This window comes from Micromonospora sp. WMMD1102 (assembly GCF_029626265.1).
In the GTDB taxonomy this organism is placed as follows: Bacteria; Actinomycetota; Actinomycetes; order Mycobacteriales; family Micromonosporaceae; genus Plantactinospora.
This window is the reverse complement of record NZ_JARUBN010000001.1, coordinates 2,958,351-2,980,184: the sequence shown is the minus strand read 5'-3', so window position 1 is coordinate 2,980,184 and position 21,834 is coordinate 2,958,351. Positions and strand designations below refer to the sequence as shown.

The following is a 21,834-nucleotide window of genomic DNA, read 5'->3' as shown; positions in this document are numbered from 1 at the left end:
CACAAGGAGGTTCCCGTGACTCTTCTCGACCCGGCTAAGTGGCACGGCCGGATATGCAGCGACGGTTGGGTAACCGCGGACGGCGGCGACGCGGCCGTGCGGGAACCGGCGACCGGCGACGAGATCGGGCGTACCGGGATCGCCGACGCCGCCGACGTGGCCCGGGCCGCCGCCCGCGCCGCCCAGGCCCAGCGCGGCTGGGCCGCCACCCCCTACCACGAACGGGCCGCCGTGCTGCGCCGGGCCGGGCTGCTCTGGGAGGAGCACGCCGCCGAGATCGGCGACTGGATCGTCCGGGAGACGGGTTCGGTGCCGCCGAAGGCGACCCTGGAAACCGACACCGCCGCCCAGGAGTGCTACGAGGCGGCGGCGCTCGCCTCGCACCCGCTCGGCGAGATCATCCAGAGTGCGCAGCCCCGGCTCAGCCTGGCCCGGCGGCTGCCGGTCGGGGTGGTCGGGGTGATCTCCCCGTTCAACGTGCCGATCATCCTCGGGATCCGCTCGGTCGCCCCGGCGCTGGCCCTGGGCAACGCGGTGGTGCTCAAGCCCGATCCGCGCACCGCCGTGACCGGCGGGGTGGCGATCGCCCGGATCTTCGAGGAGGCGGGGCTGCCGCCGGGGGTGTTGCACGTGCTGCCGGGCGGGCCGGAGGCGGGCGAGGCGCTGGTCGCCGACCCGCACGTGCGGCTGATCAGCTTCACCGGCTCGACCGCCGCCGGCCGCCAGGTCGGGCAGACCGCCGCCCGGCACCTCAAGCGGGTGTTGCTGGAACTCGGCGGCAACTCGGCGCTCGTGGTGCTCGACGACGCCGACCTGGACCTGGCGGTCTCCGCCGGCGCCTGGGGCTCGTTCCTGCACCAGGGGCAGATCTGCATGACCACCGGCCGGCACCTGGTGCACGAATCGCTCGTCGACGAGTACGTCGGCCGGCTGGCCGAGAAGGCGGCACACCTGCCGGTCGGCAACCCGGCCCGGGACCACGTGGCCCTCGGCCCGATCATCGACGAACGGCAACGGGACAAGATCCACTCTCTGGTCACCGGCAGCGTCGACGCGGGAGCGACCCTGGTCACCGGCGGGACGTACGAGAACCTCTTCTACCGGCCGACGGTGCTGACCGACGTCACCCCGGCCACCCCGGCGTACGCGCACGAGGTTTTCGGCCCGGTCGCCCCGGTACTGCGCTTCGGCGACCTGGACGAGGCCGCCAAGCTCGCCGCCGACAGCGAGTACGGCCTCTCCCTCGGCATCCTCAGCCGGGACGTGACGAAGGCGCTGGCCTTCGCCGAGCGGGTGCCCAGCGGCATCGTGCACATCAACGACCAGACGGTCAGCGACGAGGCGGTCGCCCCGTTCGGCGGGGTCGCCGCCTCGGGCAACGGCCCCCGGCTGGGCGGGCCGGCGGCCAACCTCGCCGCGTTCACCGAGACGCAGTGGGTGACCGTGCAGGGCGAGATCACGAGGTATCCCTTCTGAGCCGCGAATCCGAACCGCCGCCGCGCGACGACGGGTCCGCGGCGGCGGGTTCCCGGACGGCCGACGGCCGGCCAGCGGACCGGCACGGGGCGCTCGGGTTGGGCCGGCGCGGCTGGTTCACCCTGCTCGGCCTCGTACTGCTGGCGCTGAACCTGCGGGCGGCGATCGTGGCGGTCCCACCGCTGCTCCCCGAACTCCAGGTCGACCTCGACCTGGACCGGAGCGCCGCCGGGCTGCTCACCGCGCTGCCGGTGCTCTGCTTCGGGCTGCTCGCCCCGTTCGCAGCGCTGTTCGGCCGCCGGGTCGGCGTCGAACTGGCGCTGTTCGCCGCGATGCTCGGCATCGTGCTGGGCAGTTTGACCCGGACCCTGCCGCACGCCGGTTGGCTGCTGGTCGGCACCGCGATCATCGGTGCCGGGATCACCGTCGGCAACGTGCTGCTGCCCAGCGCCGTGAAGCAGCACTTCCCGGGCCGGCCGGGCCTGGCCACCGGGTTGAGCACCGCCGCGATGACCACCGGGGCGACGGTGGCGGCGGCGGTGAGCGCGCCGCTGGCGTACACGATGGGGTTGGGGTGGCGGGGTTCGCTGCTGGCGCTGGGCGGGTTTGCCGGCGTCGCGGCGCTCGGTTGGCTTCCGCAGGTGCGCCGCCGGCACCGCGTGCCCGCCCCGCCGCCGCAGCAGCGGTCGGGCGGCGGGATCCTGCGCTCGCCGGTCACCTGGCAGCTGGCCGTCTTCATGGGCACCCAGTCGATGCTCTATTACACGGTGCTCACCTGGCTGCCGAGCATGCTGCGGGACCAGGGCGTCGCGCCGACCCGGGCGGGCGCGGCACTGGCGGTGCTCAACCTGCTCGGGATCGGCACCGCGCTGGTGGTGCCGACCCTGGCGGTCCGCCGGCCCGACCAGCGCGGGCTGGCACTTGTCGTCGCCGTCGGCTGGGCGGCGGCGGTGCTCGGTCTGCTGGCCCTGCCGACCTGGTATCTGCTCTGGACGGTGCTGGCCGGGCTGGCCCAGGGCGCCGCGCTCGGTCTCGCCCTGACCCTGCTGGTGCTCCGGGCCCGGACGCCCGGGTCGGCCCGGCAGCTCTCCGGGGCGGTGCAGTCGGTCGGCTACCTGCTCAGCGCCGCCGGGCCGGTGCTGGTCGGCGCGCTGCGGGACGTCACCGCAGGCTGGCGGGTGCCGCTGGCCGCCATGGCGGCGGTGACCGCGGTGATGGCGACGAGCGCGCTCGGCGCCGGCCGGGACCGGCAGGTGTAAGACGTGCCGCCCGGTGGAACGGATCAGTCGTGGAAGGTCAGGGAGGCGAGAATGCGTACCCAGGTCGGGATCGTCGGGGCGGGGCCGGCTGGTCTGCTGCTGTCACACCTGCTGCACCGGGCCGGCATCGGGTCGGTGGTGCTGGAGTGCCGGAGCCGGGAGTACGTCGAGCACCGGGTCCGGGCCGGCGTGCTGGAGCAGGGCTCGGTGGACCTGCTCCGGCGCAGCGGGCTCGGTGAGCGGCTGGACCGGGAGGGGCTCCGGCACGAGGGCATCGAGCTGCGCTTCGGCGGCGCCGCGCACCGGATCGCGATGACCGAGCTGACCGGGCGGGCGATCACCGTCTACGGCCAGCAGGAGGTGGTGAAGGACCTGATCGCGGCGCGTACGGCCGCCGGTGGCGAGCTCCGCTTCGAGGTCTCCGACGTACGCCTCGACGGGCTGGACTCCGACGCACCGGTGATCCGGTTCCGGCACCAGGGGCGGGACGAGGAGCTGCACTGCGACTTCGTCGCCGGCTGCGACGGCTCGCACGGGGTGAGCCGGGCCAGCGTGCCGGCCGGCGAGCTGACCGAGTACGACCGCAGCTACCCCTTCGCCTGGCTCGGGATCCTCGCCGCCGCCGCACCGGCGACCGAGGAGCTGATCTACGCCCACCACGACCGGGGCTTCGCCCTCTACAGCATGCGCTCCCCGGAGATCTCCCGGCTCTATCTCCAGGTGGAGCCGGAGGCCGACCTCGCGGACTGGCCGGACGAGCGGATCTGGGCGGAACTGCGCACCCGGCTGGAGACCGTACCCGGGTGGACGCTGAACACCGGACCGATCCTGGAGAAGAGCGTCACCGGGATGCGCAGCCTGGTGGTGGAGCCGATGCGCTGGCGGCGGCTCTTCCTGGCCGGCGACGCGGTGCACATCGTCCCGCCGACCGGCGCCAAGGGGATGAACCTGGCGCTGGCCGACGTGACGCTGCTCGGTGACGCCTTCGCCGCCTGGTACCGCGACGGGCGGGACGACCTGTTGGACTCCTATTCGGACACCGCGCTGCGCCGGGTGTGGCGGGCCCAGCACTTCTCCTGGTGGATGACCTCGCTGCTGCACAGGCTGAACACCGACGACCCGTACGAGGCGAGGTTGCAGCTTTCGACGCTGCGCTACCTCGCCTCGTCCCGGGCGTACGCCACCAGCCTGGCGGAGAACTACGTCGGTCTGCCAGAGGTCTGATCAGTTCATCACGGAGAACTGCTCCGGAGGACGCCGAGAACTGATCGGTTGGTGGGTGGTCCGGTCAGGAGCCGGTGGTGGCGGCGACCGGGCTGGGCTGCTCCGCCACCGCACGGCCCCGCCGACGGCCGAGCGCGGCGTCCAGCGACCACCGTCCCGCGCCGAGGGCGGCGACCAGCAGGAAGGACCAGCAGAACAGGGCGGCCAGCTCACCGCCGTTGTTCAGCGGCAGCAGCCCGTCGGGCTGGTGCACCACGAAGTACGCGTACGCCATCGAGCCGGAGCAGACGATCGCGGCGGCCCGGGTGCTCAGGCCGACCAGGACCAGTACTCCGCCGACGAACTGGATGACGGCCGCGTACCATCCCGGCCAGGTGCCGAACGGGATCGCCTCGCCGCTGCCCCGGTTGCCGCCGAAGATCCCGAAGAGGGAGGCCGCCCCGTGCAGGGCGAACAGCAGGCCGAGTACCATCCGGAACAGGGTGGTCACGATGTCGGTGATTCGTGGGTTGGACATGGGACACTCCTTGCGACTGACAGCAACAACTGTTGGGTCCCACGGCAAGGCAACGTTAACCATTTACATTGAATGCTGTCAATAGCTATCAGTTGAACCCTTATTCGCTTTCCCGGCCGGTCCACGACGGCCGGCAGGTGAAAGGCGAGGCGAACACCGCCGCGCTGTTCAAATTGGAACAGTTCCATTTCAGGAAATCGCCCGTGCGGGACCCGTCAGGAAGTTGTACCTCCGGCAACCGTACCCCCGCCCCTGGTCACGTGGACGGTTACCTCGAACCGACGCGCCGGGTTCTCCCCCGGCGTCCAGCCGCGCACCAGCACCAACCGCAGCCCGGTCCGCCCGGCCCCGGTCGCGGTGAAGCGCAGCTGCCTGGTCCCGGTGCCGCCCAACCCCTCGCGCTGCGGCCGGAACGAGTCGCCGGACGGGGCGAGGACCGCGGCATCCACCCCGTCGAGGTGCCACCGGTAGCCGGAACTGGGCGTCTCGGGAAGCTGGACCACCACCAGGTCCCCCGGCGCCGCGGGATACGACCGGCCGCCGTCCGCCTCGGTCAGGTCAAGCCGGGCCACGCCAGACTCCGCTTCCGGGCCACGCCGGACTCCGCTCCCCGGACCACACGGGACTCCGCTCGCGGGGTCCGGGGGACGAGCCGCCCTCCGCCGCTAGTGCGGCAACTCCACCGCACAGCACGCCTCTCCCTGTTCCTGAAGCAGGCCGGCGAAGTCGCCGCGCTTCATCTTGAACCGGCCACCCCAGCCCCACGCCTCACCCCAGGAGTTCTGGAAGAGGTACGCGTCCTCGGACTCGATCCGGTCGAGCATCAGATAGCAGTGCCCGCCGGAAGCGTTACCGGTCGGCTTGACGAATCCGTCCTCGTCCGGATTGAACATGTCCTTGGTCCACGCGGTGCCGACCACGACCGAGCCCTGGTTGTCTATCCACTCGTCGATCTCGGCCGTGCTCTGCGCGAACGCGAAGGCGGCGAGCCGGCCCCGTTCCCGGACGGCGAGTGCCCCGGACCGGACTGTCGAGCCGTTCTCCTTGCCGGGCTCGCCGTCGATCACCTTCGCCTCGTAGTAGAGGGCGTGACCGTCGGCGTTCTGGTAGGTGCCGGCGACCGGCATCGCGTCCACCCAGCCGGCCCAGCCGAACCCGACACAGTGGCCGGTCTGCCCCTGGTCGAGCTGGACGGTCAACTCCCAGGCCGGCGCCCGGTCCCGCACGACGGCCGGTGCCGCCGGTGGCTGTCGCTGGGTCCGCAGCCACCGCCAGAAGACCAGGTACGCCCGCCAGTCCGAGAAGTACGGCGTCTCGGCGAGCACCTGCTCCACGGTCATCTGCCGGATCGACTCGGCGGGTTCGGCGATCTCCAGCAGCCGGGGGATGTCCCAGTCCCGGGGATCCGGCCGGTAGAGCCGGCCGAGCAGTTGCGGACCGGGGCTGCTGTTCGCACTCGTCTCCGGCGGATCCACCGCGAAACGCTTCTGCTGCTCCATCGACTCGCCTCCGGCCGGGCCCTGACGGGCGGTGCGCATCCACGGCGCCAGGTCCGGCCCGGACTTCACCGCAGAATCCGTCCCGTAGCCGCCGCGGCACCCATTGTGCGCCCTCGGCGCAATCCCACGGGTCCGATCCGGCTACCTGCCGTCCTCGTCATCCGGTCCGGCGCACGCCCGCCCGCGCGGCCCCGGAGGGCTGAGCGCCGTCGCGGTGCCGAGCGGGAGGCCCAGGGCGGCGCCATGCCCCTGGACCCGGCTACCGGGCGCGGGCGGCGGCGAAGGTGCGGCGGATCAGCGTACGGGCGTCCGAGCGGTCGAGTCCGGTGGCCCGGAGCAGGTCGTGGGCCATCGTGCGCAGCTGGGCGACGGCGGCCGTACCGTGGAATCCGAGCCCCGCCTCCGTGGCCCGGGCGGCCTCGGTGACCACCCACAGCGTCTCCTCCCGGGTCCGGTCGGGTTCCCGTCCGGCGCTCAGGTCCCGGTGCAGCAGCCGGAGCGCCGAGCAGAGCCGCCCGACGGCGCCCGGCAGCGCGTCCGGCACCGGCTCACCGTCCCGGATCAGGCTGGCGATCCGGCGGACCAGCCCCCGGCTGTCCCGGAAGGCCCGCTCCATGTGCTCGGCACCCTCCTCGTACTGGATCAGGGTGCCCCGCCGGTTCCACCGGAACGGCGAGTACGTGACCACCTCCCGGGCCGCCTGGAGGGCCTCGTGGAGCTGCCGGAGCTGCGTGTCCTGCGTCAGCGCACGCAGGGCGTCCTGGGCCTGCCGCGCGTCCCGGTTCCGCAGCGCCCGGGTGGTCGCGGCGAGCTGGCTGGTGAAGAGCTCGAACAGCGGGTTGGCACGCCGTCGTACCAGACGTAGCGGGTGGAGCGGAAGCAGCAGCAGGGCGACCGACAGGCCCACCGCACCACCGATCCCGGCGTTCACGAACCGGGGCACCTCCAGGTCCTGGGTCGTCGGGGTGAGCGAGGCGATCAGCACCGCCGTACCACCGGCCTGGGTGATCAGCGAGGAGCTTCCGCGCAGCAGGATCGCCACCATGATGGCGAGGGCAACGATCACGCCGATCTGCCAGGGCCCCGTACCGGTGCCCGCGATCAGCAGGTCACCGACCCCAATCCCGACGGTCACCCCCACCAGAAGTTCGACGCTGCGGCGCAGCCGCCGGTCGATCGAGGTGGCGATCACCGCCACCGCGATGACCGGGGCGAAGACCGGTTCCGAGGTGCGGAGGAGTTCGTGCGAGATCAGCCAGGCCAGCGCGGCGGCCAGGCCGGCCTGCACGGCGAGCACCAGATAGGTCCGCAACCGGCGCAACCGGGCAGCAGCGCTGCGCTGCCCCCGGCGGCCCAGCTCTGCCAGCGCGGCACTGATCCGGCGGCCGTCGGCATCGGTGGCGGGCGCGGCATGCCGCCGGAGGGCCCGGAGGACCCCCATGGGCCTGACTACCCGGCTCACCGCCGCCGAACCCCGCCGCACCGCCGAATCCCGCCGGGCCGCCAAGTCCCGCCGGGCCGCCGGGCCGCCGGGCCGCCGGGCCGCCGGGCCGCCGGGCCGCCGGGCCGCCGGGCCGCCGGGCCGCCGGGCCGCCGGGCCGCCGGGCCGCCGGGCCGCCGGGCCGCCGGGCCGCCGGGCCGCCGGGCCGCCGGGCCGCCGGGCCGCCGGGCCGCCGGCTGAGCCTGCCGAACGCCGCGTCGCCGTCGCGGAATGCCGCGGTCGCGGTGTGAACTGCGTTACTGCCGGTCATGGGGTGCCGGGCCGTCTCGTCTGTTGTTGCTGAGCACCGCCGCCGTCGGTGCCACGCGACGAACGGAGACGTGATGAGGATTTTTCTCGCCGGGGCGTCCGGCGCGATCGGCAGGCATATCGTCGGCCAACTCGTGGCGCGCGGCCACGAGGTCGTCGGCACGACCCGCTCGGCCGGCCGGACCGACGCACTGCGCGCGCTCGGCGCCGAACCGGCTGTCGTCGACGCGCTCGACCCGGACTCGGTGGCCGAAGCGGTGGCGAAGGCCGAGCCCGAGGTGGTCGTCCACCAGCTCACCGCGTTGAGCGGTCCGATGGACTTCCGGAACGTGCGGCGGATGGTGGCGGCCACCAACCGGCTGCGTACCGAGGCCACCGACCACCTGCTGGCCGCCGCCCGCGCCGCCGGGACACGCAGGTTCGTGGCACAGAGCAACGCGATGTGGTTGGAGCGCACCGGCGGGCCGGCCGCCGACGAGAGCGCCCGGATCGAACCGAATCCGCCGTCCGACACCGAGGCGGCAGTGGCCGCGCTGCGCCATCTGGAGGCCGCGGTGACCGGCATCGGCTGGGCCGAGGGCATCGCGCTCCGCTACGGTGGCTTCTACGGCCCGGGGACCGACATCAGCACTGCGCCGAACGCGGTCCTGGCGCGGCGGATCCGCGCGCGGAGGTTCCCTATCGTCGGCGGTGGGGCGGGGGTGTGGTCGCTGGTGCACGTCACCGATGCCGCTTCGGCCACGGTCGCGGCCGTCGAACGCGGCAGGCCGGGGATCTACCATGTGGCCGACGACGATCCCGCACCGGTACGCGAATGGCTGCCGGAACTGGCGCGGGCGCTCGGCGCCGGACCGCCGCGCCGGTTACCGGCCTGGCTCGTCCGGCTGCTGGCCGGCGAGAGCGTGGTGGACATGATGACGCGGGCCCGTGGGATCTCCAGCGAAAAAGCCAAACGCGACCTGGGGTGGACGCTGCGGTACCCGTCCTGGCGTACCGGCTTCGTCGACGGGCTCGGCTGACGTGTCCACCGACGAGCTGTACGGCGAACTGCGTCCCCGGGCGTTTGCCATCGCCTACCAGATGCTCGGCAGCGTCGGCGAGGCCGAGGACGTCGTGCAGGAGGCGTTCCTGCGGCTGCACCGGACGCTGCGCCGGGAGGAGCCGATCACCTCACCCCGGGCCTATCTGACCACCCTGGTCACCCGGCTGGCCATCGACCAGCTGCGGTCGGCCCGGGTGCGCCGGGAGCGGTACGTCGGCGAGTGGCTGCCGGAGCCGCTGGTCACCGGGCCGACGCCGGCCGAACAGGCCGAGACCGCCGACTCGCTGTCGCTGGCGTTCCTGGTGCTGCTGGAGAGCCTCTCGCCGCAGCAGCGGGCGGCGTTCCTGTTGCGCGAGGTGTTCGAGTACCCGTACCCGGAGGTCGCCGAGATCGTCGGCACCGACGTGGACTCCACCCGGCACCTGGTGGCACGGGCCCGCAGCCACGTCCGGGAGCGCCGGCCGCGCTACCACGCCTCCCGCCGGCAGCGGGAGGAGTTGGCGCAGCGCTTCTTCGCCGCCGTGCGGTCCGGCGACCTGGCGGCGCTGGAGGCGCTGCTGGCCCAGGACGTCGCGCTGCACGGCGACGGCGGCGGCCGGGTGCCCGCGCTGACCCGACCGGTCGACGGCCGGGAGCGGGTGGCCCGGATCCTGGTCGCCGCGATGGCCACGCTCCCCCGCCTCGGGGTGCGCTTCCGGGCCACCGAGGTGAACGGCCAGCCGGGCGGGCTGGCGCTCGACGCCCAGGACCGGCTGGTCGCGGTCGTCGGGCTCGACGTCGCCGACGGCCGAATCCGGGCGATCCACTCCGTCGTCAACCCGGACAAGCTCGGACACCTCGACCGGGTCGGCGACCTGGCCGCCCTGGTACGCGCCGACCGGCGCCGCCCCCGGCCGCAGCCGGACGACCAGCCCAGCTAACCCCATCACGGGTACGCCGCCAGCCGCTCGACACCACCCACGGCCGCCGGCCGCCCGCACACCTCCTCGCCGCTGTCGTGACCTCGCCGGGCGACCGACCCGATGTCCGGGACGCCCGCCACTACCTCGAAGGAATCCCATGAACCTCGCACTGTGGATCGTCACCGGAATCCTGGCCACGGTCCTGCTGATCAGCACCTCGAAGATGTTCGTGCCCAGGGAACGGATGGCGGCGACGAGTCACGCCGCGGAATGGGTACTGGACTTCAGCCCAACTGCGCTCAGGGTCATCGGGACACTCGAAATCCTCGCCGTGGCGGGCCTGATCCTGCCCGCCGTACTCGACATCGCTCCGGTCCTGGTGCCGATAACCGCCACCTGCGTGGCACTGTTGTTCGCCGGCGCGGCGACCATGCGCCTCCGGCGTGGTGAGAAGGCGACGGTACTGCCCGATCTGGTCTATCTCGGCATGGCCGTCTTCGTGGCCTGGGGCCGTTTCGGCCCCGAGTCCTTCACCGGCTGACCTGGTCGTCGTCGGGCCGGCGGGAGAATCCAGCTGCGGTCCGAGACGGCAACGGGCACGATGATCGCCGTGAACGCCGAATGGATCACCGTCGCTGCCTACCCGAACACCTCCGGTTGTCCTCAGCCGCTGGCCGCCGCGCGCAGTTGACTGCGGGACCGGGGCATCGACTGGATGCCCTTCGAGGCCCGCGAGATCCGTTGGAGTCTGGCCTGCGGGATCGGCCCGGGCGGTCGTTGGCAAGGCTGGATCGAGGTCCGTGTGCAGGCTGCCGCGCTGCGCCGTCTCGGGCTGCATCCCGACCAGCCGACCTCGACGATCACCGGGCCGAGCCGCCCGGCTGGTGGCACGCGGACGCCGAACGCCAGGCGCGGTGCGCCCGGTCAGGACCCCGATCTGTCCAAACTCACACGACGTTGTGACGACGCCCCGTCCGCGCATCGGGGTAGAAACACCACGCATCCTCGTGATCGCCCAGCGCTGGCGAGGTCATGGAAGTACCTTGGCGGTGATCTCCGCTGGGGTGAGCGTCGCATCGACAGACACCAGTTTACCGAGTGCCCGGTAGTGGTCGAGCACGACCGCGGAGGCCGGGCGATAGGAGCCCAGTCCTGTGGTGATCCGTTCAGGGCTGTCGTCGTCACGCCGGAAGAGTTCGCCGCCGCAGCCGTCGCAGGCACCCGGGCGGGTCGGGGCGGCGAACTCGGTGTGCCACAGCCTGCCGCAGCGGCGACAGGTGCGGCGGCCGGCCAGTCGGCGGAGGACCTCGGCGTCTGCCAGAACGAGGTCGATCACGCCGTCGACAGCAACGCCGAGGTCGGACAGTACCGCGTCGAGCGTCGCCCCTTGGACGCTGCGGTTGGGAAGGCCGTCCAGGACGAAGCCCGGGGCGACGTCGGGTTGGCTGAGCCGGCTGCGAATCATGCCGAGAAGCACATGCTCCGGGACGAGTTCACCAACGCGCATGTGCCGCAGTGCCTGCGTCGCGGCCGGGCTGTCCGCTCGGACCTCGGCCTGCACGATGCCAGCCAGGCTGACGACGGGTACGCCGAGCCGTGCGGCAAGGGCGTCGGCGACCTGCTCCCGTTCGGAGCCCGGTGGCCCGAGGACTGCCAACCGCATCCGGTCACCCTATCCCCGAGCCGGCGGTGCGGCTGTGGTCACGAGGTCGCAGGCTGACGTCACCGAACCGTCATGGACACTCGATCCACTTCGGCGTCCGGCGCTGCCGTTCTGCGTCCACCAGCGTCGGGGCTTTCCTGCTGCCGTTCAGCCGGGTGACGGGGATTCCGGGGCACTCGGGTCGGGCACGGCGATCCGGGCGGTCAGTGCGACGTGGTCGGAGACGTACAGCCGGTCGTCGTCGGGCAGGGCCAGCGGCTCGGTGAACAGCCGCCCGGTGTGCAGGACCGGGAACTCCGCCGCCGACCCGGAGACCAGCAGGTAGTCGATCCGGCGTGCCGGGAAGCCGGGCGGCAGGAACTCGGCGTGGAAGGTGACCGGGTCGTCCGCCGCGAACGGGTCGCGCCAGGCGCCGCCGTCGACGATCCGGGAGTACAGCGGGCTGTCACTGGCGATGTTGAAGTCGCCGGTCAGCACGGTCGGCCCGGCCCCGGCACCAACCGAGCGGCGGGCCGACTCCCGGGCGTGGTGCAGCACCTCGACCTGCGCCCGCTGGAACGGGTGGTAGCGGTTGCCGGCGGACCAGTCGCCGTCCTTGTTAGCGCTCAGGTGCGTGTTGACCACTGTCGCCAGTCCCGGCAGCGGCACCGTGAGCACACCCTGCAACAGGCCGTTGAGCATCCGTTTGGCACTGAACCGCAGACTGTCGCTGGCGGGCCGGGTGCCCCGGAAGGACCGGTACGACACCGGGCCGACCGGGCGGCGGGAGAAGGTGACCAGCCCACCGGCGGGCTGGCCGGCGAGACCACGCCGCCAGGCCAGGTAGGGGTACGACGGCAGCCCGGCCCTGATCGCCGCCAACGTCGACGGGGTCCACACCTCCTGGAGGTTCACCACGTCGACACCCGACGCCTCGATCTCCCGACAGAAGTGCCCGGCCCGCTCGGCGACTGGCCGCAGCCGCGACGGCAGGCCGCAGACGTTGAACGTCAGTACGTCGAGGGTGTTCGTCACCCCTGGTCGAAGTCCCACACGAAGCAGAACGGCTTGCCGGCCGGATCGGCGTACACCCGCCAGTTGTCGCCCTCGCCCGGCAGCCGGGTGGCACCGAGCGCGAGCGCGGCCGGCTCGGCTGCCGCCACGTCGTCGACCCGGACGTCGAGGTGGAACTGCTGCGGGTGGGCCGGATCGGGCCAACGCGGCGGCGAGTAGTCGGCCACCTGTTGGAACAGCAGCGGCTGGGCGCCGTCGTCGCCGATCATCGCCATGCCGTCGCCCTCGTAGGTCACCGGCTTGCCGAGCAGTTCCGCGTAGAACAGGCTCAGCGCCTTGGCGTCCGGGCAGTCCAGCATCACGCCCATCAGGGTGGTGCGCGGGTCGTCGGGATTCAGGCACAGGTCGAACGGGTGCCCGGCCGGGTCGGCCAGAGTGTGCCAGCGCTCGTTACGCCGCAGCAACGTCGCGCCCAACTCCTGGGCCCGGGCGGTGGCCAATTCGAGGTCGGGCACCCGCAGGTCGAGATGGGCCTGCTGGGGATGGCCGGGATCCGGCCACCGGGGTGCCACGTGGTCCGGCGCGGGCTGCACCGCCACCCGCCAGCCGTCCCCGGTGGCCATCGTGATCCAGTCGTCCTCGGCATGGATCTGCGTCCAGCCGGCCAGCTCCTGGTAGAACCTGGCCAGGCCGACCAGGTCACGGGCGTCCAGGACGACGGTCCGCAAGGTCCCGATCATCGTCTCTCCCTCCGTCGGGCGTCGCGACACATGATTGCCCTCGGCTACGACAGGATCGGGGACAGCCCGGCCGCCGCCTGCGGTCAGCTCCCTCTTACCCGGAACTCGTTGCCGCCGGGGTCGGCCAGCATCACGGCACCGTCCGCACCGACCTCGACCCGGGTGGCCCCGAGGGCGAGCAACCGCTCGACCTCGGCCTGCTGCTCCCCGGCGGCCGGCGCGAGGTCGAAGCGCTGCCGGTTCCTCGCCTCCTTCGGGGCGACCGGCGGGCCACCCCACGCGACCTTGGTGCCGCCGTGCGGTGACTGGATCGCGGTCTCCTCGTCCTGGTCCCAGACCAGCGGCCAGCCCAGCGCCTCGCTCCAGAAGAGGCCGACCTCCCGGCTGCCGTCGCAGGCGACCTCGCCGAGCAGGCCGCACCCGGCGAGGAAGTTGTTGCCGGGCGGGATCACGCAGAACGCGTTGCCCTCCGGATCGGCCAGTACGACGTGCTTCTCCTCGGGGCGCTGCCCGACGTCCAGGTGCGCGGCGCCGAGCTTCAGCGCGGTCTCCACCCGGTGCTGTTGGTCGGCAGGGTCGTCGCTGGTCAGGTGCAGGTGCAGGTGCTCCTCTCCGGCCTTCGCCGCGCGGCTCGGGGCGAAGCGGAGACCGACCTGGGTGTCGTCGCCGGGCAGGAGCACGGCCGGGCCGTCGTCGACGACCTCCCGGCCGAGCATGCCGGCCCAGAATCCGGCCAGCCGGGCCGGATCGTGCGCGTCGAAGGTCACCGCCAGCAGTCCCGAAAGCATCGCCCCACGGTAGACACGGGCCGGCGGGACGACAAGACGTTTTCGGCGAACCGGGTTCCGGCTGTCAACTGCACCATTTCTGATATCTCTCTGAGCCCACACCGGTACGTTCTCGGCATTTGCGTGCTCGTCATTCGCAGGCGGCGGTTCGGTCGACGACGGACGGGCTGTCAGCCGCCCGGCGAACGAACCTGGGGAGGAACTGATGTCACGATCGACCTTCGGTGTCGCTCGACTGGCCGTCGGGCTGGTCACCGCACTGGCGCTGGTGCTGGTCGGCAGCCAGCCGGCCACGGCGACGGGCAGCACGCCACCGCCCGGGAGCTGGCAGCTGACGAACATCGGGCAGCGCATCTGCATCCCGGCCGACGAGTCCTGGTGGACGTACTTCTGGATCACCATCGACGGCGAGTGGTCGACCCCGATCGAGGTCGGGGCGCGGGGCCTGCCCGCCGGCACGACCACCAGCCTGCCGCACGCGCCGATCCCACCCGGATCGAGCGACGGTAGCCGTGCCCTCAACCTGATCGCGATGACCCTGCCGCCCCTGCCGTTCGGGGTGTACCAGCCGGAGCTGACCGCCTCCGACGGGGTGGTGACGCAGAGCGTCCCGGTCACGATCAAGGTGCAGGAGCGCTGGGGCTGCTGACCTCCAGCGGCAAACCGGTCGTGCGCCGCGCCGGTCCGGTGCTCCCGGTCCGGTTCGGCGCACCCGGTGGTGGCGTCCGTCGGTGGTGGCGTCAGTCGGTGGCGAGATCGGCGCAGCTCTTCTCGTCCGGCAGCAGCGGTCGGAGGGCGACCTGCCAGCGCTCGCCCCCGGAGGTCCACGGAGTACGGCTGTTCGCCTTGGCGGCGGCGCCGAGCAGCGCGGTCGCCTCGGCTCCGCGTACCTCGACGCAGCCCTGGTCGAAGCCGGACGATGGCGGTGACCCGGGCAGGGCAGGACCGGGCCAGGCGACCTCCGGCGGGGCGTCCGGTCCGTTGTCGCCCGGACGCCACGGAATCGCCACCGCCGCGATCGTCTCCGCCTGGTAGGGCTTCACCTCGCCGGCCTTCTCCTGGCTCAGCGGAAGCTCGGTGAGCGTGCTGACCAGCTTCTGCAGCTCTGCCCGGGTGGCCCGCTGCTCCTCGGTCAGGCCGGAGACGTTCTCCCCGCTCTCGGCGAGCGCGTAGACCTCCAGCACGTCCGTTCCGCCGCTGGCGGACGACACGGTGAACCGGGTTGACGGGACGTCCGCGACCGGTGGCCGGCCGAGATCGGTGGCGGTGCCGACACCGGCGGCACGGGCCTGCTCGACCAGCCGGTCGACCTGCTCCGAGGTGAGGCGCTGCTGCTGAAGGTTCGGCAGCGCCGGCCCGGGATAGATGGCGAGCTGGGGGCCCTCGGTGATCAGCCGCCCGTCCGCGTAGATCGTCACCCTCGGTACCCGGGTCAGCCGGGCGGCCGGCGAGACGAAGCCGCCGACGTCCTCCACGCGGAGCACCACCGCGTTCGGGTCGGCGGGACCGGCGTCGCCGCCCGATCCTCCGCCCGGTCCGTCGCCGGTCGACCCGGCACCGTCGCGGGCACAGGCCGCAGCCAGCAGAAGCAGCGCGCCGACACAGGTTATCCGGACACCTCGCCACGTTCTCATGCCAATCAGACGGGCCGGTACCCCGGTCGGTTCCACACCATCCGACCGTCGCATGATCAAATTCCGATCGGCGTCGAATCACCCGACGTACCCACCCTGATCCGGGCCGGCCGGCGTGTGGGCGGTTGGAGGGAAGGTGGAGATGGACGCCGAGGAGGCATTCAACGCGTACCTGGCCGGCGGGTTGGCCAGGTGGTCACGCATCGCGTTCCTGCTGACCGGCGACCGGCACCTCGCCGAGGACCTGGTCCAGATCACCTTCGAGCGGGTCGCCCGACACTGGGAGCGGGTGGTGGCCGGCGGCGACCCCGACCCGTACGTACGGCGGATCATGCACACCCAGCACGTCTCGCTCTGGCGGCGGCGCTGGCGCAGCGTGGAGCTGTGGTCCCGCCCGCCCGAGACGCCGGTCGACGACCCCACCGCCGCGACCGACCGGGCGGTCGTCGTCCGCCAGGCGCTGGCCCGGCTCGCGCCCCGGCAGCGCGCCGTGCTGGTACTGCGGTACTTCGAGGATCTGACCGAGGCGGAGGCGGCGAAGGTACTCGACTGTTCGGTGAACACGGTGAAGAGCCAGACCCGGGACGCCCTCGCCCGGCTGCGGGTTCTTGCCCCGGAGCTGGGCGAGTTGGTCGGTGGAGGGGAGCTGAGATGACGGGCCAGCTACGCGAGGTACTCGGCGAGGTCGGCGACGCGATGCCACCGGCCCGGCTGACCCCGGACGTCTGGCGGCGCGGCCGGCGGGCCCGGCGACGGTCCCGGCTGCTCCGCACCGGTACGGCCGCCGTGCTGGTGCTGCTGGTGGCGCTGGCGCTGCCCTGGGCGCTGAGCCGGCCGTACCCGTCGTCGTCGACCGTCGGGGACGGCGGCCCGGCCGTGCCGGCGCGGCTGTCGCTGCCGTGGATGTGGCAGGCGACGGTGCAGATGGATCCGCCCGGACCGGCGTCGGTGCTCTTCGGCGGCGACTCGATCGGCCTGCGCGGCACCGACATCTTCGACAGCGAGGGCAAGCTGGCCGTGGTCGGCCGGGACGGCGACTACCGGATGCTGCTCTACGCCGGCTGGGACTCGGTCGCCGCCGGGGAGAACGCCCTGCTCTCTCCGGACGGCACCCGGGTCGCACAGTCCTTTCTGGAGGGCTCGGGGTTCGAGGCGGACGGCGGCGTCACGATCGTCGACCTCACGACCGGCCGGAGCACCCAGTACGGCGTAGGGCAGGGTCTGGAGTGCTGCGCGCCGGTGGCCTGGGCGCCGGACGGCTCGTCGTTGCTGGTCGCGGTCTCCGGCTCCGACGAGGTCGTCGACGAGCGGACCGGGATGGTCCGGCGGCCGGAGCGGCTGGCACTGCTCGACCTGGCCACCGACACCCTGCTGCCGCTGCGGGACTTCACCCCCGCGCAGGCGATCCGGACCGCGTCGCGGGCGGCGTTCGCCCCGGACGGGCAGACGATCGCGGTGACCGAGGGCGAGACGGTACGCCTGGTCGAGCGCTCCGGCCGGGTGCGCTGGTCCGCCGAACTGGGCGACCGGACGTACCTGGCCGGGGTGGGTGCGTTCAGCCCGGACGGTACCCGGATCGCGACCGTCACCCTGGACGGCTGCCTCGACGAGTGCGACGAGGCGGCGTTGGCGGCCCGGCGGTGGAGCGTCGGCTTACTCGACGCCGCGACCGGCCGCCCGCTGCCCGGCCCGGGTTTCCCCGTCGTGACCGGCTCGGCCGTGCGGGCGTTGGGCTGGGCCGGTGGCCGTGACCTGGTGGTGCTGCGCTACGAGCCGGAGTACGGCGTGCAGAAGACCCGGGACCGGGAGTGGAACGACACCGGCTGGTACGAGACCGGCCACGTCACCCTGCTCGCCCTGGCCCCGGACGGCTCGATCCGCACGTTGATCGACCCGCCGGACGACGTGCTCACGATGGACGTCGCGCAGGACCTGCTGACCGCGGACCGGTTCGGCGGGCCGTCGTCGACCGCCGCGATGTTCCCGGCCCGGGACATCATCTGGGTGGCGGCGGTCCCGGCAGCCTGCCTCGCCGTGGTGATCGGCCTCGTGACCCTGGCTGTCGTACGCGCGATTCGGCGGCGGCGCCGTGTCCGGTGGGATATTGCGTAGCCGGAGAAAGAGTGCCCAGCCGGAGGAAGGCTGCCTAGCGTCGGTGGGCGGCGAGGCTGACGAAGGCACGCCACGCCGCCGGCCGGAAGGCCAGCACCGGACCCGCCGGGTCCTTGCTGTCCCGTACGGCGACCACCCCGGGCAGGTTGTCGGCCACCTCGACGCACCCGCCACCGTTGGTGCCGCTGCGGGTCGACTTCCGCCACCGGGCGTCAGTGAGGCGCATGCTGGCTCTCCACTTCCTTCAACAGGGCGAGCGACAAGCTCTCTGGCAAGGCTACGCTGCGCACACCCTCCCACCGGGTAAGCAGCGTAGCGATGCCCTCCTCGTCGTCTACGACGAAATCGGTGAGTTGGTTCTCGATGTTTCCCACCCAGTTGCCGTCGGCGGACCTGGCCAGGGAGAGCTGCCCGGAGAGGCCGACGTGCAGCCCGGCGTCAGCCGGAATCAGGTGCAACTGGACATGGGGCAGCTCGGCCATCCGCAGCAGGTGCCGGAGCTGCTCGGCCATGATGGCGTCCCGGACGCGCAGCGCCGACTCGTCGATGACTGCGATCAGCAGGGGCGGCTGGTCGCGGGTCAGGATCGCCTGCCGATCGAGCCGGGACGCGACCAGCTTCTCCAGCTCCGCCTCAGACCGGGTGGGTTCGAGGCGGAGCACCGCACGGGCGTAGTTCTCGGTCTGGAGCAGACCAGGGATCAGGGTCGGGTGGTAGTTCCGGAGCTGGGTCGCGGTGCGCTCGGCGTCCAGCCAGCGCTTGAACCAGGTGGGCTCAGTGTCCCGCTGCGCCGCCTTGAGCAGCGACACGAACAGGCCACCGGTCTCCAGGACCTCGTCGGCCCGGGTGGCGTACGGCATGTCGACCGGTCGGGTACCGGTCTCCACGGCGGAGATCGTCGAGGCCGAATAGTTCGTCCGCTTGCCGAACTCCTCCTGCGGCATGCCGCGCAGGGCTCGCTGCCTGCGGAGCTGGTCTCGGATGAACGCGAACGCGTCCTCGTGTTCCATCGGACCTCCAGAGGGTTGTTCCAGATCACCATGAGTTCGCCAGTCGCCGCCGCCGGCTCACCAGATCTGCGCCGTGAGCTGCTCGATCGCCTTCCGAGCCTAGTCTCGTCCACAGCAGAGTGTCACCCAGCGGAACTGCTCGGTGACCGCCAGGCGCCCGGGTGGAACCGTTCCGGGAGTCGGCCTCTCCCCCACTGAGGCCGGCTCCCCTCCAACTCCCGAGGAGGTTGCGATGAAGAGGCTGTTCCGGCACCTGACCGCAGCACGGCCCCACCACCGCCGGGACTGGCGCCGGTTCTGGCGGTACTGCCGCTGCGGCTGGCGGTGGCGTTGCCCGGAATCGAGGGAGCTGGTGCCCACGCCCTACCAGCCGCCGCCTCCCGTCGAGCTGACCGAGGTGGAGCGGACCGAGATCCGTACCCTCTCGGCCGTGCCGGCGCCCGACACACCGGACGCGTCCCCGCCGCCGGCCGGGGACCGGATGCGCAATCGGCGACCCTGGTGGGACGCGCCCACCCGGTCACACCTGGCGAACGGCCGGACGGGCGGACTGATGCCCGGCCAGGAGTACCGCGCCCGGCGTGGCGCGCGGGTGTGACAGGTGATCGGCCCGCAGGAGCGCTGGCGTAAGCACATCCCGGCACACCCGTCGTACCGGTGCCGCAGGTGCGCCGCCCCCTGGCCCTGCCGGCCGGCCCGGCTGGCGCTGGCGACCGCCTACCGTCACGACCGGGTGGGCCTGATGGTGTACCTCGGCGCGCACCTCGCCCGCGCGCTGCGCGAGCAGCCCGACACGCATCCCGCACTGCTCGCCGGGCAGATCCTCTACTGGGTACCCCGCCGCCGCTGACCACCGCGCCACCCGAACCGGCCCGCTGGTCGCTGACGGTCGGTGCTCCGCCGAACCCGGGCGCACAGGCGGGGCAGCTCGACAGGCTGCGCAACAGCGCCTCGGTCCGGAGCGCCTCCCCTCCCTGCGGATGGACGTGGTGGTCCGGCCGTCGACCGTAGCGCTCCGGCCGACCGCCGGTGGACCACTGGCACTCAACCGCCGCCAGACCCGGAAAGCGCCGCCCGCAAACTGACCGTCGCCGTCGACAGCGGCCACTCCAGTGCTGTTTCAAGAGGTTCCCCGCCGATGATCTGGTCGAGGAGCTGCCACCCGAGCCAGTAACCGCAGCGTCCGGGCAGTTCGCCGGGCCGGTCGATGGCACCGCTGAACCACTGCTCCGACACGTCGGTACGGACCAGCTCCCGCAGCGCCCGGTTCCGCAGCACGTCCGCCCGCTCGGCACAGCGGTCGAGCCAGACCCCTGCGTCGGAACGGAACCAGAGGTGTCCACTCCGCGAGACCTCGGGCATCAGCCGACCGGTGGCGTGCACCGCCAGCCCTTCCCGGAACAGGTCGGCGTCGAGGCGGTCGCTCGGCCAGTCCCGGGCAGAACGGCGCTGGTGCACGAGATGGATCAGCTCGTGCAGAGCCAGTACGACGTCGAACGGTGGCTCGGGAAGCTGCTCCACCGCGAGGAAGAGCGTCGGTTCAACCCGTACCGGTGCGACCCAGCCGTTCGCCTGGCGGAGGCCGACCATGACGACGGCCCGGATCGGCTGTTCGCCGTCGAGCAGGTCGGCCAGCAGTGTCGCCGCTTTCCGGACCGCCGCCTTCGCCTGCCCGGCCCGGGCACGCAGGTTCGCCCGCTGGCCGATCAGACCCGGAATCCGGTCCGGAGCCGCACCCGGATCGACCCACGAACGGACGGCCGTGAAGATCTCGGCATCGGGTTCGACGACCTCGCGATGCCACCGGTCGACGAGGTCACCCTCCAGTCCCCCGGCCGCGAACTCGTCGAACCCGACCACCAGGTCCAGGACAGTCACCATGACTTCATCATGTAGTGCCGCCAAACAATGCAGTGCCGCCGACCAGGTCCGGAGCCGCACGATTCGGCGTGTGCAAGGTCCCTCGCCCGAGCCGGGACGCGGCGGGACTTGCCCCGCAGACAATGATCGGCTTTGTTGGACGGGATTCTCTTCCGCAGATGCACGGGGGCGTCTGGTCGGACGAGTCGTGGCGTGGCGTGGCCGCGTGCCGTGACGCCTGCTGTCGCTCCCGTGCGGTCGAACGCAAGGAGCCTGCATGAACAAGCGCGTGGGCGCGGCTCTCGCCGTGCTCAGCCTGGGTCTCGCGACGGTGGCGGTGGCCCCGCCGGTGTCCGCGGCACCCACCCCGCCGGGAACTCCGCCCGCCACGCTCATCGTCCCCGGAGACAACTTCCATCCGGAGAGCGTCACCGCCGCCGGCTGGGACGTCTACGCCGCCAGCATCGTCACCGGCGCCGTCGTGCGGTTCCGGCAGGGTGTCTGGACCGCAGAGGAGTTCGTTCCGGCCGGGGTCAACCTCGGCACCGCGGGCATCCTGGCCGACCGCGCCCGCGACGTACTGTGGACCTGCGGCATCGACCTGAGCTTCCAGACGCCGACGGTGCTGCGGGCGTTCAGCCTGACCACCAAGTCGATCGTCGCCACCTACACCGTGCCCGACCGGGGCGTCTGCGCCGACATCGCGCTGGTGGGCGGTGACGTGTTCATCACCGACACGGTCGACCCCACCCAGTCGCCCGCGTTGCCCGGCCGGATCCTGAAGCTGACCACACCCAGCCCGTACTCCGCCGTCGGTGGCACGCTGAGCGTCTGGTCGGCCGACCCGGCCTTCAGCCAGCCGACGGGCGGACTACAGATCAACGGCATCGCGTACGACGGCAGGTCCAGCCTCTACACCACCAACTACAGCGGCGGCCGGCTGGTCCGGGTCGACATCGCCGCAGACGGTTCCGCCAGGCCGGCCGTGGTGGTGCCGGTGTCGCGCCCGTTGCAGAACCCTGACGGCATCCGCATGCTCGACACCAACCGGCTGGTGGTCACCGAGAACGCGGGCCCGGTCACCGTGATCGACGTCCGTACCGGTGCGGTCACCGACTACGCCACCGTCGACCAGCCGCCTTCGGTCGTCCGGGTCGGCGACTGGTTGTGGGTCGCCGAGGGACAGATCCTCCGCCTACAGACCGGTCAGCAGCCGAACCTGCCCTTCAAGATCCGCCGGTTGCCGGTCGAGCCGACCGCATAGCCCACCAGGAGTACAGCGGGGTCGCACCGGCACGGAACCGATGTGCAGACCTGGGGCCTGGTCTACGTCACCGCCCGGTGCGCCCCGCGCTCCTACCTCCT

At 72.4% G+C, this 21,834-nt stretch carries 24 protein-coding genes; 12 read left to right on the top strand and 12 right to left on the bottom strand.

The window, feature by feature from the left end:
* Positions 1 to 15: 15 nt before the first annotated feature.
* The 3 genes from O7626_RS13225 (at position 16) to O7626_RS13215 (ending at position 3,959) form a co-directional block, all read left to right on the top strand.
* A complete protein-coding gene (locus O7626_RS13225) occupies positions 16 to 1,476 on the top strand; it encodes a benzaldehyde dehydrogenase (RefSeq protein ID WP_278061466.1) in 1,461 nt (486 codons plus the stop codon).
* A gap of 98 nt (positions 1,477 to 1,574) precedes the next feature.
* The gene (locus tag O7626_RS13220; RefSeq protein WP_278061465.1) at positions 1,575 to 2,735 is read left to right on the top strand and encodes an MFS transporter; all 1,161 of its coding nucleotides are present in this window, start codon (positions 1,575 to 1,577) and stop codon (positions 2,733 to 2,735) included.
* 51 nt (positions 2,736 to 2,786) lie between these two features.
* Positions 2,787 to 3,959 (top strand): 4-hydroxybenzoate 3-monooxygenase, encoded by a 1,173-nt coding sequence (locus O7626_RS13215; RefSeq protein ID WP_278061464.1) that lies wholly within the window; start codon positions 2,787 to 2,789, stop codon positions 3,957 to 3,959.
* Between the two features lie 64 nt (positions 3,960 to 4,023).
* Here O7626_RS13215 and O7626_RS13210 read toward each other — a convergent pair whose 3' ends face one another.
* The 4 genes from O7626_RS13210 to O7626_RS13195 all read right to left on the bottom strand — a co-directional run bounded on the left by O7626_RS13210 (position 4,024) and on the right by O7626_RS13195 (position 7,416).
* Positions 4,024 to 4,476, bottom strand: coding sequence for a DoxX family protein (locus O7626_RS13210; RefSeq protein WP_278061463.1), 453 nt, complete (start codon positions 4,474 to 4,476; stop codon positions 4,024 to 4,026).
* Between the two features lie 215 nt (positions 4,477 to 4,691).
* On the bottom strand, positions 4,692 to 5,048 hold the full coding sequence (locus O7626_RS13205; protein WP_278061462.1) for a protease inhibitor I42 family protein: 357 nt from the start codon (positions 5,046 to 5,048) through the stop codon (positions 4,692 to 4,694).
* A gap of 93 nt (positions 5,049 to 5,141) precedes the next feature.
* Positions 5,142 to 6,044, bottom strand: a complete 903-nt coding sequence (locus tag O7626_RS13200; RefSeq protein ID WP_278061461.1) for a C1 family peptidase — start codon at positions 6,042 to 6,044, stop codon at positions 5,142 to 5,144.
* Positions 6,045 to 6,234: 190 nt separating this feature from the next.
* Entirely contained in the window at positions 6,235 to 7,416 is a 1,182-nt protein-coding gene (locus tag O7626_RS13195) for an FUSC family protein (protein ID WP_278061460.1), read from the bottom strand.
* Positions 7,417 to 7,799: 383 nt separating this feature from the next.
* Between O7626_RS13195 and O7626_RS13190 the strand changes: the two genes are divergently transcribed.
* From O7626_RS13190 to O7626_RS13180, 3 genes are all read left to right on the top strand, one after another.
* Positions 7,800 to 8,744 (top strand): NAD(P)-dependent oxidoreductase, encoded by a 945-nt coding sequence (locus O7626_RS13190; RefSeq protein ID WP_278061459.1) that lies wholly within the window; start codon positions 7,800 to 7,802, stop codon positions 8,742 to 8,744.
* A 1-nt stretch (position 8,745) separates the two neighbouring features.
* A complete protein-coding gene (locus tag O7626_RS13185) occupies positions 8,746 to 9,687 on the top strand; it encodes an RNA polymerase sigma-70 factor (protein WP_278061458.1) in 942 nt (313 codons plus the stop codon).
* Positions 9,688 to 9,826: 139 nt separating this feature from the next.
* Entirely contained in the window at positions 9,827 to 10,210 is a 384-nt protein-coding gene (locus O7626_RS13180; protein ID WP_278061457.1) for a DoxX family protein, read from the top strand.
* Positions 10,211 to 10,699: 489 nt separating this feature from the next.
* Here the strand turns inward: O7626_RS13180 and O7626_RS13175 are convergent, their stop codons facing one another.
* The 4 genes from O7626_RS13175 to O7626_RS13160 all read right to left on the bottom strand — a co-directional run bounded on the left by O7626_RS13175 (position 10,700) and on the right by O7626_RS13160 (position 13,853).
* On the bottom strand, positions 10,700 to 11,332 hold the full coding sequence (locus tag O7626_RS13175) for a nucleoside monophosphate kinase (RefSeq protein ID WP_278061456.1): 633 nt from the start codon (positions 11,330 to 11,332) through the stop codon (positions 10,700 to 10,702).
* A gap of 147 nt (positions 11,333 to 11,479) precedes the next feature.
* The gene (locus O7626_RS13170) at positions 11,480 to 12,346 is read right to left on the bottom strand and encodes an endonuclease/exonuclease/phosphatase family protein (RefSeq protein ID WP_278061455.1); all 867 of its coding nucleotides are present in this window, start codon (positions 12,344 to 12,346) and stop codon (positions 11,480 to 11,482) included.
* Positions 12,343 to 13,065: a VOC family protein gene (locus O7626_RS13165; RefSeq protein WP_278061454.1), complete on the bottom strand. Its 723-nt coding sequence runs from the start codon at positions 13,063 to 13,065 to the stop codon at positions 12,343 to 12,345. Before O7626_RS13165 ends, O7626_RS13170 begins: the two co-directional genes overlap by 4 nt.
* Positions 13,066 to 13,148: 83 nt before the next feature.
* Positions 13,149 to 13,853, bottom strand: a complete 705-nt coding sequence (locus O7626_RS13160) for a VOC family protein (protein ID WP_278061453.1) — start codon at positions 13,851 to 13,853, stop codon at positions 13,149 to 13,151.
* A 205-nt stretch (positions 13,854 to 14,058) separates the two neighbouring features.
* On the opposite strand from O7626_RS13160, the gene O7626_RS13155 reads away from it, so the two are divergent.
* Positions 14,059 to 14,502, top strand: coding sequence for a DUF5980 family protein (locus O7626_RS13155; protein WP_278061452.1), 444 nt, complete (start codon positions 14,059 to 14,061; stop codon positions 14,500 to 14,502).
* A gap of 91 nt (positions 14,503 to 14,593) precedes the next feature.
* Here the strand turns inward: O7626_RS13155 and O7626_RS13150 are convergent, their stop codons facing one another.
* Positions 14,594 to 15,487: a hypothetical protein gene (locus O7626_RS13150; protein ID WP_278061451.1), complete on the bottom strand. Its 894-nt coding sequence runs from the start codon at positions 15,485 to 15,487 to the stop codon at positions 14,594 to 14,596.
* A gap of 142 nt (positions 15,488 to 15,629) precedes the next feature.
* Here O7626_RS13150 and O7626_RS13145 point away from each other — a divergent pair, with 142 nt between their 5' ends.
* Together O7626_RS13145 and O7626_RS13140 are read left to right on the top strand one after the other, a co-directional pair.
* Complete coding sequence (locus O7626_RS13145; protein ID WP_278066144.1) at positions 15,630 to 16,142, top strand: SigE family RNA polymerase sigma factor; 513 nt, start codon at positions 15,630 to 15,632, stop codon at positions 16,140 to 16,142.
* On the top strand, positions 16,139 to 17,599 hold the full coding sequence (locus O7626_RS13140) for a hypothetical protein (RefSeq protein ID WP_278061450.1): 1,461 nt from the start codon (positions 16,139 to 16,141) through the stop codon (positions 17,597 to 17,599). Before O7626_RS13145 ends, O7626_RS13140 begins: the two co-directional genes overlap by 4 nt.
* Positions 17,600 to 17,633: 34 nt before the next feature.
* Here O7626_RS13140 and O7626_RS13135 read toward each other — a convergent pair whose 3' ends face one another.
* Together O7626_RS13135 and O7626_RS13130 are read right to left on the bottom strand one after the other, a co-directional pair.
* On the bottom strand, positions 17,634 to 17,825 hold the full coding sequence (locus O7626_RS13135; RefSeq protein WP_278061449.1) for a DUF397 domain-containing protein: 192 nt from the start codon (positions 17,823 to 17,825) through the stop codon (positions 17,634 to 17,636).
* Positions 17,812 to 18,609 carry a helix-turn-helix transcriptional regulator gene (locus O7626_RS13130; RefSeq protein ID WP_278061448.1) on the bottom strand — a complete coding sequence of 266 codons (798 nt, stop codon included), beginning with the start codon at positions 18,607 to 18,609 and terminating at the stop codon, positions 17,812 to 17,814. Before O7626_RS13130 ends, O7626_RS13135 begins: the two co-directional genes overlap by 14 nt.
* Before the next feature lie 232 nt (positions 18,610 to 18,841).
* On the opposite strand from O7626_RS13130, the gene O7626_RS13125 reads away from it, so the two are divergent.
* Together O7626_RS13125 and O7626_RS13120 are read left to right on the top strand one after the other, a co-directional pair.
* Positions 18,842 to 19,207, top strand: a complete 366-nt coding sequence (locus O7626_RS13125) for a hypothetical protein (RefSeq protein WP_278061447.1) — start codon at positions 18,842 to 18,844, stop codon at positions 19,205 to 19,207.
* Between the two features lie 3 nt (positions 19,208 to 19,210).
* On the top strand, positions 19,211 to 19,459 hold the full coding sequence (locus O7626_RS13120; protein WP_278061446.1) for a hypothetical protein: 249 nt from the start codon (positions 19,211 to 19,213) through the stop codon (positions 19,457 to 19,459).
* 194 nt (positions 19,460 to 19,653) lie between these two features.
* On the opposite strand, the gene O7626_RS13115 is transcribed toward O7626_RS13120, so the two are convergent.
* On the bottom strand, positions 19,654 to 20,490 hold the full coding sequence (locus O7626_RS13115) for a hypothetical protein (RefSeq protein ID WP_278061445.1): 837 nt from the start codon (positions 20,488 to 20,490) through the stop codon (positions 19,654 to 19,656).
* Between the two features lie 256 nt (positions 20,491 to 20,746).
* Between O7626_RS13115 and O7626_RS13110 the strand changes: the two genes are divergently transcribed.
* Complete coding sequence (locus tag O7626_RS13110) at positions 20,747 to 21,733, top strand: hypothetical protein (protein ID WP_278061444.1); 987 nt, start codon at positions 20,747 to 20,749, stop codon at positions 21,731 to 21,733.
* Positions 21,734 to 21,834 lie beyond the last annotated feature (101 nt).

Coding starts and splice junctions, on each gene's coding strand:
- O7626_RS13150 (WP_278061451.1), bottom strand. CDS start 15,487: ATGAGAACGTGGCGAGGTGTCCGGATAACCTGTGTCGGCGCGCTGCTT.
- O7626_RS13210 (WP_278061463.1), bottom strand. CDS start 4,476: ATGTCCAACCCACGAATCACCGACATCGTGACCACCCTGTTCCGGATG.
- O7626_RS13145 (WP_278066144.1), top strand. CDS start 15,630: ATGGACGCCGAGGAGGCATTCAACGCGTACCTGGCCGGCGGGTTGGCC.
- O7626_RS13215 (WP_278061464.1), top strand. CDS start 2,787: ATGCGTACCCAGGTCGGGATCGTCGGGGCGGGGCCGGCTGGTCTGCTG.
- O7626_RS13160 (WP_278061453.1), bottom strand. CDS start 13,853: ATGCTTTCGGGACTGCTGGCGGTGACCTTCGACGCGCACGATCCGGCC.
- O7626_RS13190 (WP_278061459.1), top strand. CDS start 7,800: ATGAGGATTTTTCTCGCCGGGGCGTCCGGCGCGATCGGCAGGCATATC.
- O7626_RS13155 (WP_278061452.1), top strand. CDS start 14,059: ATGTCACGATCGACCTTCGGTGTCGCTCGACTGGCCGTCGGGCTGGTC.
- O7626_RS13125 (WP_278061447.1), top strand. CDS start 18,842: ATGAAGAGGCTGTTCCGGCACCTGACCGCAGCACGGCCCCACCACCGC.
- O7626_RS13140 (WP_278061450.1), top strand. CDS start 16,139: ATGACGGGCCAGCTACGCGAGGTACTCGGCGAGGTCGGCGACGCGATG.
- O7626_RS13165 (WP_278061454.1), bottom strand. CDS start 13,065: ATGATCGGGACCTTGCGGACCGTCGTCCTGGACGCCCGTGACCTGGTC.
- O7626_RS13195 (WP_278061460.1), bottom strand. CDS start 7,416: ATGGGGGTCCTCCGGGCCCTCCGGCGGCATGCCGCGCCCGCCACCGAT.
- O7626_RS13130 (WP_278061448.1), bottom strand. CDS start 18,609: ATGGAACACGAGGACGCGTTCGCGTTCATCCGAGACCAGCTCCGCAGG.
- O7626_RS13175 (WP_278061456.1), bottom strand. CDS start 11,332: ATGCGGTTGGCAGTCCTCGGGCCACCGGGCTCCGAACGGGAGCAGGTC.
- O7626_RS13115 (WP_278061445.1), bottom strand. CDS start 20,490: ATGGTGACTGTCCTGGACCTGGTGGTCGGGTTCGACGAGTTCGCGGCC.
- O7626_RS13110 (WP_278061444.1), top strand. CDS start 20,747: ATGAACAAGCGCGTGGGCGCGGCTCTCGCCGTGCTCAGCCTGGGTCTC.
- O7626_RS13180 (WP_278061457.1), top strand. CDS start 9,827: ATGAACCTCGCACTGTGGATCGTCACCGGAATCCTGGCCACGGTCCTG.
- O7626_RS13135 (WP_278061449.1), bottom strand. CDS start 17,825: ATGCGCCTCACTGACGCCCGGTGGCGGAAGTCGACCCGCAGCGGCACC.